This is a genomic window from Streptomyces sp. TOM-9 (assembly GCF_056858595.1).
Window position 1 is genome coordinate 65,484 of sequence record NZ_JBXEQB010000001.1, and the last position, 15,697, is coordinate 81,180.

Below are 15,697 nucleotides of genomic sequence, written 5' to 3' on the forward strand. Positions count from 1 at the left end.
CCGCAAGTTCCGTCTCATCCCAAAGGATGCCCTCGCCAATCCAGCACTCCAAAGGCGCCAACGCCCCAGTGAGGCGGTTGTGCCAGTGTAAATTGGATGAAAACGACCCTTTAAACTGACCATGCAGGACACTGGTCTTAATTACGGCTTCATCAGGTCGTTCGCGATTTCGAGCGCTCCGCCGGAAAGATCCGTGACGGGCGTTTAAGATGCTGAGCATCCGAGTTCGTTGCTCGACATCGAGTTTGAAATCGGGGTGAAGTCTTGAGAGCTGCTTTCCTCGGATTTGGCGGAGACGATGGCCTCTATGAGTCCAGAGATGCGTCAGCCCAGGACGTCGAATACATCATCAATGTCGCTGCGGGCGTCAGCATTACACCTTTCCCGATCCGAGGACCAGCGGCCGCGTTGACCGGGCGCCCGCTGACGCTCCTCTAGAGCATCAGAATCGATGATCTGCCACCGGCGGTCGACATCCTGAGCCGGCTGGAGGGAGTTCGTGACTGGGGAAAGCGATGCAGAAATCCGAAAGCACATGCGCCATCTCCCGCGTCTCGGAATTCGGGTGCACATCCGAAGGATTCAGAGCACTGACGTGCTGGCGGCGGGAAATAGGTCACGACGACGATTCGAAGTCGGCACCGGTCGCAGCATGAGTAAATCCGTCATGGGGTGGCTGGTCGGCGAGAACGTGAGCGTCGAGCGCTTCGGCTACTGAGCGCTTCGCGACACTGTCGAGACAGGGGGCTGCCGCCCGTGGGAAATCCACGGACGGCAGCTATCAGCACCCCGGCTCATCCTCCGAATGATCAGAGGCATCGGGCATTGTGCACACGCCGTCGATGCACGTAGCGGCCGCCGGCACCGCCAGCTGGACGATCGGGCTGGACTCTTCCTCGGTCACTGAGCGGTCCTCGGTCACTGAGCGGCCTCCCGCTTCTTCTCGGCAAGCTGGCGCAGAATGTCGGCAAACGTCGCCGGATCTTGTGCACCTGAGACTCCATAGGCATTCTCGAACACGTAGTACGGAACACCCCGGATCCCGAGCTGTCGAGCCCGGGCTTCGTCAGCCTGCACGTCTTCGACATACCGGCCCTCCTTGAGTGCACTGAGCGCCTTCTCGCGGTCGAGTCCGATTTCGGCGGCGAGGTCGGCGAGATCTTCGACTCGGCCGACGTGACGCCCCTCCTCAAAATGGGCGGCGAGAATCCGCTCGACCATGTCAAGCTGGCGCCCCTCCGTCTTGGCCCACTGGATCAGCTGATGCCCTTTCAGCATGTTCGTGTGCCGAATGATGTCGTAATCGAAGTCCAGTCCAACGGACTTCGCCGCGCCAACGAGCGTGGCAAGCAGGGGCTGAACCTGATCGGCCGAGTATCCGCGGATCTCTAGGTAGTCCTGTTCGCTTCCCTCGAACTCCTCGGGCAGATCCGGCGCGAGTTCAAACGCGTGGTACTCGATCTCCACCGGAATTCCGGTTTCGGCTATGGCGCTTTCAAACTTTCGCTTACCGATGTAACACCAGGGGCAAGCGATGTCCGACCATACGTCAACTCTGATCGAATCGATACCTGCTGACGATGCGGACGTCGAGTCGACGTTCTGATCAGTGGTCATGTGGTCACTTCTTCTTCCTTCTCTGGCATGCCGAAGCCGAAGCTCGACGACCTGCCACGTCTCAGCGCACCGCGATTGCGGGGCCGAGAAGATACTGCAACCTTGACACCGGTGTGAATGCAAGCCGGCCCGCGAGCCGGCCTTCGGGGGGTGTTCGTCGAGAGTCTCAGCGACTTGCCTTCACATTGATGTGAAGGTGTAAAGGTAGGTCATGCGGCGCTGATCCGACGACGAGCGACGAGACGGCAGCCCCCATCCGTCGGCTGACCGCTACTGAAACGGAGATTGTCCGTGACCGTTTGAGACCTCTTCGAGCCCCTCACTCTCGAGGGAGTTGGCCAAGGCGATCGTGGAACTCGGCGAGCTGCTGCACGAGGGCACGGATGGGGACGCGGATAGTGCCTGGCGCAAGCAGCTGCTGGAGCGGTACGCGACGGTGCGGCCGTTCACCTCGCTGCTGGCGAGGTGATCCCGTGGGGTGCGACGCGGGCCGGTACGCCGCTGGTGGAGGCGTTGTGGGAGCTGCCGAAGGTGCAGGCCCGGTGCAGGCCCGGTCCCGAGCACATCGACGCGTCGCTGCTGGACGGACCGTGGCATCGATGGCCACGGTGCCCTGGTCCAGGTATTCGTCATGCAGCCCGTTGGACAGGACAACCCCCTCGCTCGATCCCTCAGCTCCCGGATCCCCGGCGCGCTACACGTGGAACGCTTCCTGGCCGACGGCGTGCGCCGGCACGAACACCACCTCCGACGCCCGCAGTGCACTGTCCGAAGTGGACATCCGAGCCGAGGAGTGCACGACTATTCTCGGCGCCCAGCTGGTGGCGGCACGCATCGGCGAAACCCACTTCGCCGACGTTCCTCGCCTGCAACTGCTGTCTGCGCGTCAGCCGCGCGCCGGCTCCACCGCGTCCACGGCTTGCGGGGTATTCCGCTCGTAGCGGCCGTCGAGCTTGGCGACGAGGCCGGTGACCTGCCGGGCGATGTCCGGCGCGGTCAGCCCGATGTCCGCCATGACCTCGGCGCGGGAGGCGTGATCGAGGAACCGTGGCGGGATGCCGAAGTCGCGCAGCGGCATGTCGACGCCCGCGTCGCGCAGCGCCTGGGCGATCGTCCAACCGACACCACCGACGCGCGAGTTGTCCTCGACGGTGACGACCACACGGTGCTGCTCGGCGAGCGGGGCCATGGCCTCGTCGACCGGCTTGACCCAGCGCGGGTCGATGACGGTGGTGGAGATGCCCTGCTGGTCGAGGAGCGTGGCGATCTCCAGGCACATCGGGGCGAGCGCGCCGATGGAGACCAGGAGCACGTCCGGTGCGTCGGTGCCGGGCGCCCGCAGGACGTCCATGCCGCCGATCCGGCCCACGGCGGGGACGGCCGGGCCGACCGCGCCCTTGGAGAAGCGGACCACGGTGGGCGCGTCCGTCACCTCGACGGCCTCGCGCATCTGGGCGCGGACCTGGTCGGCGTCGCGCGGTGCGGCGAGCCGGAGGGTGGGCACGACCTGGAGGATCGACATGTCCCACATGCCGTTGTGCGAGGCGCCGTCGGTCCCGGTGACACCCGCACGGTCCAGCACGAAGGTGACACCGCACTTGTGCAGGGCCACATCCATCAGGACCTGGTCGAAGGCCCGGTTGAGGAACGTCGCGTAGACAGCGAAGACCGGGTGGAGTCCGCCGGTCGCGAGACCTGCCGCGGACACGGCGCCGTGCTGCTCGGCGATCCCGACGTCGTAGATCCGGTTCGGGAAGGCGTCCGCGAACTTCCTCAGACCGACCGACTGAAGCATCGCGGCAGTGATCGCCACGATGTCCTCGCGCTCCTTGCCGAGCGCGACCATCTCATCACCGAAGACGGACGTCCAGTCGGCACCGGACGCCTTGACGGGCAGACCGGTGTCCGGGTGGATGGGACCGATGCCGTGGAAGCGGTCCACCTCGTCCTGGAGGGCGGGCTGGTAACCGCGGCCCTTCTCGGTGAGGCAGTGCACGATGACCGGGCCCCCGAACCGCTTGGCGCGGGCAAGCGAGGACTCCAGAGCCTCGATGTCGTGGCCGTCGATCGGACCGACGTACTTCAGGCCGAGGTCCTCGAACATGCCCTGCGGGGTGATGAAGTCCTTCAGGCCCTTCTTCGCGCCGTGCAGCGTCTCGTAGAGCGGCTTGCCAACGACCGGAGTACGCCCCAGGAGGTCCTTGCCGCGGGCCAGGAAGCGCTCGTAGCCGTCGGTGGTCCGCAGGGTCGCCAGATGGTCCGCAAGGCCGCCGATGGTCCGGGCGTACGACCACTCGTTGTCATTGACGACGATCACTAGCGGGCGGTCCTTGGCGTCCGCGATGTTGCTCAGCGCCTCCCAGGCCATACCCCCGGTCAGGGCGCCGTCACCGATGACGGCCACCACGTGGTCGTCCCGGCCAAGAACCTCGTTCGCCTTCGCCAGACCGTCGGCCCACCCGAGGACCGCTGAGGCATGCGAGTTCCCGATCACGTCATGCTCGGACTCGGCCTGCGAGGGATAGCCGGACAGTCCGCCCTTCATCCTCAGCCGCGAGAAGTCCTGACGGCCGGTGAGGAGCTTGTGGACGTAGGACTGGTGGCCGGTGTCCCACAGCACCCTGTCCTTCGGCGACTCGAAGACGCGGTGCAGAGCGAGGGTCAGCTCCACGACACCGAGGTTGGGGCCGAGGTGGCCGCCGGTCTTGGAGACCGCGTCCACGAGGAAGGTCCTGATCTCGCCGGCCAGCTGGTCCAGCTGCTCCAGGCTGAGCCGGTCCAGATCGCGCGGTCCCGTGATGCGGGTCAGCAGCGGCACCCGTGCCTCCTTGCAGTAGAGCTGTTGCCGGGCTTGTCGAGTCAAATATTCCGCTTTCGCGGAGTGAGGGCGGTCTGGGGGGCGTCCGCCATCTGCCGTTGAACGTCGGCCCTCGGAGTGCCGCCCGTCAGGCGGGGGGCAGTTGCGGCTCGTACGGCCCGGAGGTGCTGCCCTGAGCCCCCAGCCGTCCGCTGATGGCCGGGTTCGGAACGTACCGGCGGTCAGGGGTGGCGGAAACCCCGGTCGAGGTCGCGGGCACTGCGATGGTGTGACGGTGCTCGGCGATGGCGCCTATCTCAACTGCGAGATGGCTGTGCCGCACCGCGAACGTCCTGGGAGGGCTCTGCCCCCGGGTGCGGTGGACGACAACGCCGCCCACCGCAAGGTCCGTGCGCGTGTGGAACACGTCATCGGCCGGATGGAGACAAGATCCTGCGCTACTGTCGGCAGCGCGGCGACGGCCTCCATCACGCCGTCCAGGCTGTCGCCACATGCACAACCTCGCCCTCGCCTCGTGACACACGACGCTGCTCACCCGCTCCGGCCTGCCCGAACAGAGCCTTGTGCAACACCCTTTAGCCGACGAAGGTGCGCCCCGGCTGAGCTACTTCTTGAGCCTGCGGCTTCCTGCGTGCCAGTCTTCGGTCTTGCCGGTCTCCTGTGCTGTGACGCCGAACGACGGCAGCTGCGGACGCTCGCGCAGGCTGCGCTTGAGCTCGGCGAAGCCGGGGAACCGGGCGAGGCCGATGACGTGATCCCACAGCACTCCCGCCTGTTCTTCGTCAGGCAATCGGCTGATCACCGGTCCGAAGAAGGCGACGCCCTCGGGCGGCTCGAAGTGCACGATCGGCGTGCCGACGTCCCTGCCTGTCAGCGACAGCGCCTCGTCGGACTCGGCTTGGATCTCGACGTCGCGGGTCGTGTCGTCGAGTGCGTCAACGAGCGAGGTCGGCAGGTTGGCCTCGGCGAGGGCCTCGGCGGCGAGGTCGGGGGTGCCTTGCCAGCCGGGGGGCCGGCCCTCGTCGGGTCCGATCTCCATAATGCGCGCGCCGAAGGCCGCGTAGAGAGGACCGATCGCCTCGCGGCCGTGCTTCTCCCGCGCCGCAGACGCCACCCGCAGCAGTCGCAGGCCCGCGGTGTGCTGGGCGTGGTACTCCTCGGGGAAGTGGGTGTCGTAGTCGATGTGCGAGTTGATCAGGCGCAGTGAGATGAACCGCCAGTCGACGGTGTAGTCGCGCTGCGCCTGGACGATCCGGATCCACTTGCTCGTCATCCACGCGAACGGACAGATGGGGTCGAAATAGAAGTTGATGTCAGCGTTCTTTGCCGGCTTCATGCTCATGTCCACGATCCTGGTCGACTGGCCTTCGATGTGACAACTGCTGGAACGGTGTGAATTCATCGGTATCCTGCCGCGCTCATCACTGGCCGCGTGACGACGGCTCCTTGGTCAAGGACCGTGAATAGGTCGGCAGATGAGTTTATTCACACGTCGGTTCAGTAGACGAGGGTCTGCCATCCCTGCAGGTAGTTGATAAAGCGCTCGCTCAATCCGCCCGAGCGCAGGTACTGCGCCGTCACCGGAAGCTTCGGGCTCTCATACAGGGGGTTTTCCTGTACTTGCCGAGGGAAGTCTCGCTGGAGAATTCCTGCCCGGCCGATCACGACAAAGTCGCACCCCTCTTCGAGCAGTTGCCCGGCGCGCTGGGCGCTCATGATCTTGCCCGCCGCCCCAACACGTACGCCCTTGCGGGGAAGGTCTGTGAAGACACTGAGCATGGTCTGCCCCTGAAACGCTCCTTCTTGAACGATCTGGGCAGTGTCCCACAGGGCCAGGTCGAGGTAGTCGATCAGTTCTCGATCAAGAATCTCGGCTGTGATTTCACGAAGTTCCTCCAGGAGCAGCCCGTAGCGCTCGACCGACAAGCGCCAACCGATCTGGAAATCAGGGCCACATGCCCGGCGAATTCCTTCGATCACCTCTATGGTGAGACGGGCCCGGTTCTCGGTGCTACCGCCGTACTTGTCTGTGCGGTCGTTCAGCAAGGGGGACATGAACTCCGACAGAATCCACCCGAAGGCACCGTGCACCGAAACGCCATCGAACCCTGCCTGTTCCGCCCTCTTTGCAGCCATGATGAAACTGTCGCGGATTCGCTCCACCTGTTCGATTGTCAGCGCCTTGACTCCCGGGACCGTGGAGCTGGAAGCGGGGGCTGGAATTCCCCCCAGTTCCGGTCGAGCGCGGTGGCCGGCGTGGTGCAACTGCACCGCAGACAGGCCCCCTCCTTCCCGGATCAAGGCAGCCATCTCGGTCAGGCCGGGAAGGTGGGCATCGCTATGAATGCCCAACTGGCGATCGAATGCTATGGCGCCGGCTTCGACGGTGGCAGCACAGGTTTGAATCAAGGCGTAATCACCCTGCGCCAGTTGCCCGATCCAATCCTGGTCAAATGTGGACGCAGAGCCGTCGCGCTCACTTTGCTGATTGGTGAGCGGCGCCAGAATGAAACGATTCCGCATTTCTGGGCCATGCGAAAGAGTAAGCGGTTTAAACAAATCCGTAACTGACATGGGAAATCTCCTGATGAAGTGTCGGCCTTGTGCCGGGTCTGTTCGTCCACGCCGACAGCTCCGAGTGCTGCGGTGGTCAGTCGGGGTCCGAAAGCGAGGCGACCGGCTTCAGCACGGCGGCCCGGCCAACCGGAACGTTGAAGGCGTCCGCCGTTGCCCGCCGTTGGCAGATCAAGGGAAACCGCAGGCTGCCACGGCCGTCGTGCTGAAGAGGTGTCGGCGTTCGGCACAAGGACCGGCACCCGTGGGGTCAAGTGCCGCGCATCGCGCCGTTACGGGGGCGGTCCCCCGCGGCTCGTTCTGGATGACCCGAGCCTGGATCGGTTGCCGAGTGTGCGATGCACGTCCACTTCGGCGCCTTCGCCGTTCGACCGCCATCGGCCGTTGATCCGCAGCCCCTTAGGCGCCACTGGGTCGATGGCCGGAGTGCCGGCTTTCGTCTCGACTCGCAGGACCTCGGCCATTGGGTCCGCCGGCACCAGTCCTGCGGAACATGCACGCTCCACGCGGGATGGCGTCCTGGCCGAGCGGGCGGATCCTCTCCGCCCGCTCGGATGCCCGCCCTCCTTCGCTTTGAGCTCTCCTGGATGAAAGGCGAGTCGGTCGACGAGGCGGGCCAGGGCGTCAGAAGGTCAGGATCTGGTAGCCGTCCTGCACCAGCTCGCGGATGCTCGCGACCCCGGGGGTGCCGGGCGCCTGGTTCTGGCCGATCTGCTTGATCCCCTCGGCCTCGATGCCCTTGTTCGCGCCGAAGACGGTGGTGCAGCCGGAGGAGGCCACCGTGGCGACCTGCTTCTTCACCGCCGTGTAGAGCTCGTGCGCGGGGTGGGCCGAGTCCGCCAGCACGGCAGGCCAGCGGGTGCCCGTCCCCTGGAACAGCACCAGGGCCTCGCCGTCCTGCGCGAACTCCCACGCCGTGGCGAGGGCGTCGAACACCCGGCCCAGCGCTTCGTCGGTGCCGGTCGACGGGTCGGACAGAACCACGACTGCGGTCTTGCTGCTCATGAAAGATGCTCCTCAAGGTCGGGTGAGGTGAACGGATTCATTTTTACCGGACGTTCGGTAATTTTGCAAAGTGACGCTCACCGCACCCTTCGCTCACGGCCTCCGGCAGACCGGATCTGCTGGCGTGACGTCCAGGGCGCCCACATCGAGGGCGCACTCCCCAACCGACTGACACGCCAGTACGCGCGGTGCAGCAACGCGGCGGATCGGCCGAAGTGGGGCGCGTCGACGTGCTGTTGGCGCAGCCTTCACGAGGCGGCAGCTCTATGTGGATCCACGACCACGCCACGGAGCGAGCCTCGCCGGCCGTCGGCGAGCCGAGGAGCCGGTTGAGCCGGCGAAGGGTTACGTGTGTGTGGCGGGCGACATCTGCATCGCACCGCTACTGCCCATGAGCACCGGCGTCGAGCCCTGGGGGCCCGAGCCCCAGGTGGAGCGGCAGGCATAGGGCCATCGCAGATATGGCGATCACGCCCCGGTCACGGCCAGCTGCACCGACCCCTGGTCCCGATCACCAAAGAACGCCTCGTTGATCACTGCCAGTGGGAATCACGGACGGCAGCTGTGAAGCGCCCGATGCGGCGGACGAGCGAGGCGAGGCACTTGTGTGGATCTTGCCCTGAGATGTCGGTGATGCCGTGATCCCGGTCCCGGGGCTTGCATGGCCCACATACATGCTGTCGGTCGCGGCTTCGGAACGTAGTGGCAGGCCGCATCAGCAGCCACTGAAGCATCACCCGCCACTTTTCCAACAGGCAATAGGGGTTATTGATCGCGAGCGCCTCCGGTGGGCTTGATCAAGGCGAAGACCTCCGGTGTGGTGGAGCTGTCTAGGACTGCACCACACGGAGGTCTTCGTGTCCCACCGTCATGCCCGGCTGACTGTTCATGGCAGGCGGCTGCTGGTCGAGCGTGTCTGCGCGGGTCGCTCTGTCGCGCATGTGGCCGGCGAAATGGGCATCTCCCGCGCGACAGCGCACAAACGGGTCCGGCGCTGGCGAGTCGAGGGAGAGGCAGGCCTTGCCGATCGCTCCAGTCGCCCCCGCCCGACACCGCATCGAACCCCTGCGGCCGTGGAGGCCCGGGTCTGCCGACTTCGCCAGGCCCGCGAACTTGGCCCTGCGCGTCTGGGCCCGATCCTGGGCTTGGCCGCCTCCACCGTGCACCGGATCCTCAGCCGCCACGGCCTGAACCGGCTGGCTCACCTGGACCGGCCCACCGGCCAGGTCATCCGCCGCTACGAACGCGACCGGCCCGGCGAACTGATCCACGTCGACGTGAAGAAGCTCGGCCGGATCCCCGACGGCGGCGGCCACAAGGTCCTCGGCCGCCAGGCCGGCCGGGGCCGGCGCCACAGTATGGGCTTCGACTACGTCCACTCCGCCATCGACGACCACAGCCGCCTCGCCTACAGCGAGATCCACGCAGACGAGAAGGCCGCCAGCGGGTCAATACACCTAGGTCTGCGTGGGCATCAGCAGGCTCGGCAAGAGAGCCACGGCTTCGGTGAAAGCGTCCGTGTCGCCCAGCACTCGTGCCAACACCAGCGCTCCCTCGATCCGCAGGAACGCGTCCTTGGAAGCGTGCAGGGCGTCTTCGGGCTGCCGTCCGGCGCGCTGCGAGGCCTCGGCCATCGCGTCGATCCATGTCACGGCGAGCGAGCGAGCGTGGTCGCGGACCTTCGCCGGAGTCCCCGCCAGCGTCATCGTGTCGAGAACGCACGACAGCGTCCCCGCCCCGTAGAAGTCACTCAGACGGCTTGCGGTCTCGGCGATCCCTCGCGCGATGTCGGAGTCCGTCCGCATCGGTTCCAGGATCCACAGGAAGCGCTCGCCGACCTTGGTGAGGACCGTGTCCGCGATCTCTTCCTTGCCGGCGGGGAACCGGTGGTAAAGGCTCGCGCGCTGCAGCCCCGAGGCCGCCGACAGGTCGCCGATCACGGTCCCGTCGAAGCCCTTCTCCTGGAACACGGGCACAAGCAGGTCGAGCAGCTGGGCTTCATCGATGGAAGGGGGTCGCGCCATTCCTCAATGTTACCGAACTTTCGGTAATATTGCGGAATGGCTGCGACAGCTACGCCGCAGTCGCGGCATGAGAGCTCGCGTGCGGGGGGAGCCACCCTGCCTGCAGTAGGGATCATGAGAGCAGCCCCTCGCCGATCCAGGGGGATTGTTGCGTTCGGATCGCCGGTCGAGCAGCGCTTTAGGAGCCCGGTTCGCGGGCGCAGTTCGCCCTGAGGAGACGAACTCGCTGCCGCCTGTACCGGTCGAGCGAGCGAGGCTCTCGCTCGTCCCGCATCGCCTACGAGGCGCTCACTATCGGCTGACGAACAGTGGCTGTGCGTCACCGTTTGGCGACAGCGTCCAGATAGTCGTCCATGGCCTGCAGGTTCTTCGTCAGGGCTGCCAGGCGCTCGGCCATGCGCTCGCGCTCCTGGCAGATCCGGCTCACGAAGTCCGGGGCGGGATACTGAGAGCTTGCTGCCTCGGCCAGGCAGGGCAGCACGGCCCTGATGATCTCAGTGGTCAGGCCCGCATCCAGCAGGCTGCGGATCTCGCAGACCCTCGCCTCGTGGGACTCGTTGTAATCGCGGTAGCCGTTCTCCTCACGCTGTGGACTGAGGAGACCCTGCTCCTCGTAGTAGCGCAGCAGCCGAGCGGAAACGCCTGTCCGCTCGGACAGCTCCTTGATCCTCATCACATCTCCACGCGAACCGATTTGCCTTCACACTGGTGGCAAGGTTGGAGTCTAGTCGGGTCGCCGCGATTGCGGAGGCTCGACCTGAGCCCGGGGCTATCTCCTCCGGGGCTCTGACCAGTTGAAGGACAGTCGTGACCACCACCCAGATGGACGTCCCGCGGACCTCGTCCGCGGAACGTTTGCCACTCCTGCCCCTGATCGCGCTCTTCACCGCCGGACTGATCACCACCATGACCGAAGCGCTGCCGGCAGGTGTGTTGCCGCAGATGAGCCACGCGCTCGGCGTCTCGGAATCCGTGGCCGGTCAGACGGTCACGATCTACGCGGTGGGAACACTTCTGACGGCGATCCCCGTCATGCTGGCCACCGCCTCCTGGCCGAGGCGTCATCTGTTCCTGGCTGCGCTCGTGGGATTCGTGATCGCCAACCTCGTGACCGCCGTCTCTGTCAGCTTCCCCCTCACCATGGGAGCCCGATTCATCGCGGGCGCCTCCTCCGGCGTCGTCTGGAGCCTCCTCGGCGGCTACGCAGCGCGTCTGGTCGGCCCCGGGCTCAAGGGCCGGGCGATGGCGTTCGCCATGGCCGGCACTCCCGTGGCCCTGTCTCTCGGAGTTCCCGTCGGGGCGTATCTCGGCAAGGTAGTCGGGTGGCAGCTCACCTTCGGCATCGTCACCGCCCTGACCGGACTGCTCATCATCTGGACTCTGTGGACCCTCCCGAACTTCCCTGGCCAGAAGGCCGAGGACAGGATCCCGTTCCGCCGCATCCTGCGGCTGCAGGGCCTGGGCACGGTCCTTGTGGTGACGGGCGCATTCGTCCTCGCGCACACCATCCTCTACACCTACATCGCGCCGATCCTCGGCGACGTCGGCCTGCAGGACCAGGTCCAGTGGATTCTGCTCGCCTTCGGCATCGCCTCGATCATCAGCATCTGGCTCACCGGTGCACTCATCGACCGCCACCACCGCACCCTGGTCGTCCTCAGCACTGCACTCTTCGCCGTAGCCGCAGCAGCACTGGCCGCGTTCGCCTCCAGCCCCGCAGTCGACTATGCCGCGGTCGCGGCATGGGGCCTCTCGTTCGGAGGAGCAGCCACCCTGCTGCAGTCGGCACTGATGAGAGCGGCAGGTGAACACGCCGACGCGGCCCAGTCGTCGATGGTGACCACCTGGAACATGGGAATCGGCCTGGGTGGACTCGTCGGCGGCGTGCTCTTGGCGGGCTTCGGCACCGGGTCCCTCATGATCGCGGCTGTCGTACTCCTGGCACCGACCGTACTCATTGTGATCCTCGCGCGCAGTCACGCGTTCCCCAAGCGAAGCCCCGTCAGCGGCTGACGCCACAACGGTGCTCAAGATCTCCGTAGCGGATCACGCCATGTCGCCGTAGATCCCATTGCCGGAGAGTCGATCAGAACCAGCGGGACAAACCCTCGACGCGACGGCGTCATCACATACTGGCTCGCGTTCTTTGCTATGGCGCGTACGTCGTCCTGGGGAATCACGTCAGCTATGCCAATGGAGTCGAAGGACACCTGAGGGAAGACGCGGGGCACGTTCTCGTCAAGGAACGCTCTGACGTCGGTGCGCGCCTGGTCGATGACGTCGGGCAGCGCAAGTTGCCGGCATGCTTCAGGCCGTTGCGGTGATCGTTCAGCCGACGCATGCCTGCAATCTGGTTCAGATGGACCCCGTTCGGGGCCTTCTTGAGCCGGTCCCAGCAGTCGAGGAAGTTGGTTTGCTTGTCCAGCTGGGCGCCCGGGTGATCGCCGACCAGAACGAGGAACAGTCCGGCGGCGTCATGGAAGGACAGTAGTGGGTCGCATTCACAGGGGACGCAGCCGAGACTGCTGCGCTCCCTGACCGTAGACCAGACGCAGGAACGCCAGTCGCCTCGCTGTCTGCGGGTCGAGTGCTGTCGTCACGGGTTCCCCGTTACGTTTTTGGCGGTCCTGCAACGGGGCCACTGGCCTTCGGGCCCGGCATGACTGCGTCCCCCTGTCGACTGCATGACATGGGGGTGTCACCGGGCCCGAAGGGTGCCGTCAGAGACGCTGATCACAGGTCCGACCACCGCCCGGCCAGGCGCCATACCCGGCCGGGCGGCAGGTCTGCATAACGTGGATGCGCGCGAACGGCCCTGACACCAGGCTGGCACCGCGCTCAGATGCGGCCGTCCTGGTCGGCTTCGACCAGGACCTCGCCGCCGAGGCCACCCGCACCTCCAACCGCATCCGCGGCCTGCTCACCCAGTTCCACCCCTGGCTGCAACGGATCCTCGGGCCTCGCCTGGACCACCCCGCCGTGACCTGGCTCCTCGCGCGCTACGGATCCCCGGCCGCATTACGCAAGGCCGGTCGCCGCAAACTCACCGAGGTCATCCGGCCCAAGGCCCCACGCATGGCCACCCGGCTGAGACGACGTCTTCGACGCACTCGACGAGCAGACCGTCGTGATCCCAGGGACCGGCACCTCGACCTCGTCATCCCCTCGCCGGCCAAGTCCCTGGCGGCCGTCCACGAACAACAACGGGCTCTGGAAGCCCAGATCGAGAACCTGCTGGAGGCTCACTCACTTTCCCAGATCCTGACGTCACTGGACCGCCGCAGTCCTCCTGGTCACCGTCGGCGACGGCAGCTCCCTCGCCTCCTACGCCGGCCTCGCTCCCGCCATCAATCAATCCGGAACCTCGATCCACGGCGAACACGCACCCCTAGGCGGCAACCGACAGCTCAAGCAGGCGATGTTCCTGTCCGCGTTCGCCGCCCTGCACGACCCCGACTCACGCACCTACTGCACGCCCCAACGCCAGAACCCGACAGCGGCAACAGGAAGCCCGCGCCTCACGGAGGAACCGTGCGCACCACCACACCAGATCTCACCCACGGCACACTGGCCGTTCACCCCGCCCCGCCCCTGCACACACCGCTGAAAGCCGGGCTGTACCGACTGGCCACACCCACCAGGCCCGCCCTGCTCCACGTACCGGACCACCTACCGCACCGACCACTGCCCTTCCTCGTCGGCTTCCACCCGGCAGGCGGCACCCCCGCCGACACACTCGCCCTGCTGCGCGCAGAAACCGAACGCCGCAAAGTACTGCTCCTGGCCCCCCACGCCAAGGCCACCACCTGGGACGCCACCGCGCACCAGCGGTTCGGCCGGGACGCGGCAAGCGTCCAGCACGCCATGGCCACCGTCTTCAGCTACTTCCGCGTCGACCGCGACCGCATCGCCATCGCGGGCACCGGCGACGGCGCCTCCTACGCCCTCGCCCTGGGCCTGGCCAACGGCAAACTCTTCACCCGCATCCTCGCCTACTCCCCCACCCGCACCCTGACCGGCCCAAGAACCGGCCGACCCACGATCTTCATCTCCCACAGCCCGCACGACACCGACCCCACCACAACGACAACCGGCCAACACCTCATCACCACACTCGAAAACGACGGATACAACGTCGACCACATCGAACACAGCCCAGACCGCCACACCCCCACCGCCATCGTGGCCGCCTCGACAGAACTCCTCGGCTAGCTAGTAGGACTCTGTTAGGTCTGTCTTGATCTTAAGGTTGTGTGTGTCCTCCTGCGGAGATGCTGCTGACACGTGGTGCAGATGCCGGTCCAGCACCTCAGGACGTCCTGGAGGGTGTCGAGGAGGCGGTAGAGAGTGAGGCCGGCGCTGACGCTTTTGGGGACAGGCGTCGTTCGGTGAGGAAGGCGTGGGCGGCGGTCACGAGGGTGACGTGGTGGTGCCAGCCCGGCCAGGACCGGCCTTCGAAGTGGTCCAGGCCCAGGCCGTGCTTGAGTTCGCGGTAGTCGTGCTCGATGCGCCAGCGGACCTTGGCCAGCCGGACCAGCTCGGCGATCGGGGTGTCGTCCGGCAGATTGGACAGCCAGTAGTCGGTGGGGGCCTCGGCGCCGGCGGGCCATTCGATCAGGAGCCAGCAGTCTGGCAGGACGCCCTCCCACCAGCCTTGTTCCGCCGAGGCGGCAGCTCGGATGGGGCGTTCGACGGCTTTGCCGGCGGGACGGACACGCACGGCCGCGAAGCGGGAGCGTAAGTCTCCTCGGGATCCTTGGCGCCAGGTCACCGTGGTGAAGGCTTCTCGTTCCAGGCCGGCGGCCAGTTCTGCCGCCGAGGGTGCGGGGCGTCGGTAGCGGGGCTGGGGCCAGCAGCCGATGTCCCCGCGGCGCTCAGGAGCCTCGGGCTCGGTGTCGAAGAGGTGGGCGGTCACGTCCGCGCGGATCGCCAGGACGTAGGCGATGTCGCGTTCGGCCAGTGCGGTCCGCAGGTGTGCGTTGGTGCCGTAGGCGGCGTCGGCCACGACGACTGGCGGGGTCATGCCCCAGGTCGCAAGTGTGTCGAGCATGTCCAGGGCCAGGCGCCACTTCTCGCGGTGACCGACCTCAGGCGGGATGCGGGTGCTGGTCCGACGGTCGGTGTCGGCCGCCCACTCCTGTGGAAGGAACAGGCGCCACCCCAGCGGGCAGGAAGCGGTGTCGCTGGCAGCGTGCACGCTGACCGCGACCTGGCAGTTGGCCCGCTTGCCCAGCGAGCCGCAGTACTGCGGAGCCACTCCCACAGACATCCGGCCGTCCTTGGGCATCGACACATCGTCGATCACCCAGGCCGTCGGAGCGACCAGAGGCAGCATCCGCTCGGCGATCCGCCGCTGCACCGGCACCGGATCCCACGTCGACTGATTCACGAACTGCTGCAGGTTCTGCTCATTGCCGTCCGGCAACCGCCCGGCCATCGCCTGAATCGACTTGCGACGGCCATCCAGCATCAGCCCCTGCAGGTAGCAGTCACTCTTGGCCCGCTGGTCCTTCCGCGGAACCGACGCAAACACATCAGCCACGAAAAGTGCCAACCCTGCCTGAACCCGCCCCACTTGATATGCATCCACATACCCAACATGCTCCTGAACAAGCCCGACGGGAAGACCTAACGGAGTCCTACTAGGTGGCACGTGACC

12 protein-coding genes and 3 pseudogenes are annotated in these 15,697 nt (G+C 66.2%); 7 read left to right on the forward strand and 8 right to left on the reverse strand.

The window, feature by feature from the left end:
- Positions 1-918 precede the first annotated feature (918 nt).
- On the reverse strand, positions 919-1,617 hold the full coding sequence (locus AC1VWI_RS00295; RefSeq protein ID WP_499508819.1) for a DsbA family oxidoreductase: 699 nt from the start codon (positions 1,615-1,617) through the stop codon (positions 919-921).
- Between the two features lie 334 nt (positions 1,618-1,951).
- Here AC1VWI_RS00295 and AC1VWI_RS00300 point away from each other — a divergent pair, with 334 nt between their 5' ends.
- Positions 1,952-2,086: a hypothetical protein gene (locus AC1VWI_RS00300; protein WP_499508820.1), complete on the forward strand. Its 135-nt coding sequence runs from the start codon at positions 1,952-1,954 to the stop codon at positions 2,084-2,086.
- 417 nt (positions 2,087-2,503) lie between these two features.
- Here the strand turns inward: AC1VWI_RS00300 and dxs are convergent, their stop codons facing one another.
- Positions 2,504-4,435: a 1-deoxy-D-xylulose-5-phosphate synthase gene (gene dxs / locus AC1VWI_RS00305; protein ID WP_499508821.1), complete on the reverse strand. Its 1,932-nt coding sequence runs from the start codon at positions 4,433-4,435 to the stop codon at positions 2,504-2,506.
- A gap of 259 nt (positions 4,436-4,694) precedes the next feature.
- On the opposite strand from dxs, the pseudogene AC1VWI_RS00310 reads away from it, so the two are divergent.
- A pseudogene (locus AC1VWI_RS00310) lies at positions 4,695-4,953 on the forward strand (IS5/IS1182 family transposase); the annotation flags it as partial.
- 86 nt (positions 4,954-5,039) lie between these two features.
- Here the strand turns inward: AC1VWI_RS00310 and AC1VWI_RS00315 are convergent.
- From AC1VWI_RS00315 to AC1VWI_RS00325, 3 genes are all read right to left on the reverse strand, one after another.
- Positions 5,040-5,777 (reverse strand): mycothiol-dependent nitroreductase Rv2466c family protein, encoded by a 738-nt coding sequence (locus AC1VWI_RS00315; protein WP_499508822.1) that lies wholly within the window; start codon positions 5,775-5,777, stop codon positions 5,040-5,042.
- 155 nt (positions 5,778-5,932) lie between these two features.
- The gene (locus tag AC1VWI_RS00320; RefSeq protein ID WP_499508823.1) at positions 5,933-7,009 is read right to left on the reverse strand and encodes an NADH:flavin oxidoreductase; all 1,077 of its coding nucleotides are present in this window, start codon (positions 7,007-7,009) and stop codon (positions 5,933-5,935) included.
- Positions 7,010-7,633: 624 nt separating this feature from the next.
- Complete coding sequence (locus tag AC1VWI_RS00325; RefSeq protein WP_499508824.1) at positions 7,634-8,014, reverse strand: hypothetical protein; 381 nt, start codon at positions 8,012-8,014, stop codon at positions 7,634-7,636.
- An 857-nt stretch (positions 8,015-8,871) separates the two neighbouring features.
- On the opposite strand from AC1VWI_RS00325, the pseudogene AC1VWI_RS00330 reads away from it, so the two are divergent.
- A pseudogene (locus AC1VWI_RS00330) lies at positions 8,872-9,450 on the forward strand (leucine zipper domain-containing protein); the annotation flags it as partial.
- 21 nt (positions 9,451-9,471) lie between these two features.
- On the opposite strand, the gene AC1VWI_RS00335 reads toward AC1VWI_RS00330, so the two are convergent.
- A complete protein-coding gene (locus AC1VWI_RS00335) occupies positions 9,472-10,038 on the reverse strand; it encodes a TetR/AcrR family transcriptional regulator (RefSeq protein ID WP_499508825.1) in 567 nt (188 codons plus the stop codon).
- 319 nt (positions 10,039-10,357) lie between these two features.
- On the reverse strand, positions 10,358-10,711 hold the full coding sequence (locus AC1VWI_RS00340; RefSeq protein ID WP_499508826.1) for a MerR family transcriptional regulator: 354 nt from the start codon (positions 10,709-10,711) through the stop codon (positions 10,358-10,360).
- Positions 10,712-10,845: 134 nt separating this feature from the next.
- Between AC1VWI_RS00340 and AC1VWI_RS00345 the strand changes: the two genes are divergently transcribed.
- From AC1VWI_RS00345 to AC1VWI_RS00360, 4 genes and pseudogenes are all read left to right on the forward strand, one after another.
- Complete coding sequence (locus tag AC1VWI_RS00345; RefSeq protein ID WP_499508827.1) at positions 10,846-12,051, forward strand: MFS transporter; 1,206 nt, start codon at positions 10,846-10,848, stop codon at positions 12,049-12,051.
- Between the two features lie 289 nt (positions 12,052-12,340).
- Positions 12,341-12,529 (forward strand): hypothetical protein, encoded by a 189-nt coding sequence (locus tag AC1VWI_RS00350; RefSeq protein ID WP_499508828.1) that lies wholly within the window; start codon positions 12,341-12,343, stop codon positions 12,527-12,529.
- Positions 12,530-12,888: 359 nt separating this feature from the next.
- Positions 12,889-13,507, forward strand: a pseudogene (locus tag AC1VWI_RS00355) (transposase); the annotation flags it as partial.
- A 62-nt stretch (positions 13,508-13,569) separates the two neighbouring features.
- Positions 13,570-14,250, forward strand: coding sequence for an alpha/beta hydrolase (locus tag AC1VWI_RS00360; protein WP_499508829.1), 681 nt, complete (start codon positions 13,570-13,572; stop codon positions 14,248-14,250).
- A gap of 97 nt (positions 14,251-14,347) precedes the next feature.
- Here AC1VWI_RS00360 and AC1VWI_RS00365 read toward each other — a convergent pair whose 3' ends face one another.
- Positions 14,348-15,628 (reverse strand): IS701 family transposase, encoded by a 1,281-nt coding sequence (locus tag AC1VWI_RS00365; protein ID WP_499508830.1) that lies wholly within the window; start codon positions 15,626-15,628, stop codon positions 14,348-14,350.
- Between the last annotated feature and the right edge of the window lie 69 nt (positions 15,629-15,697).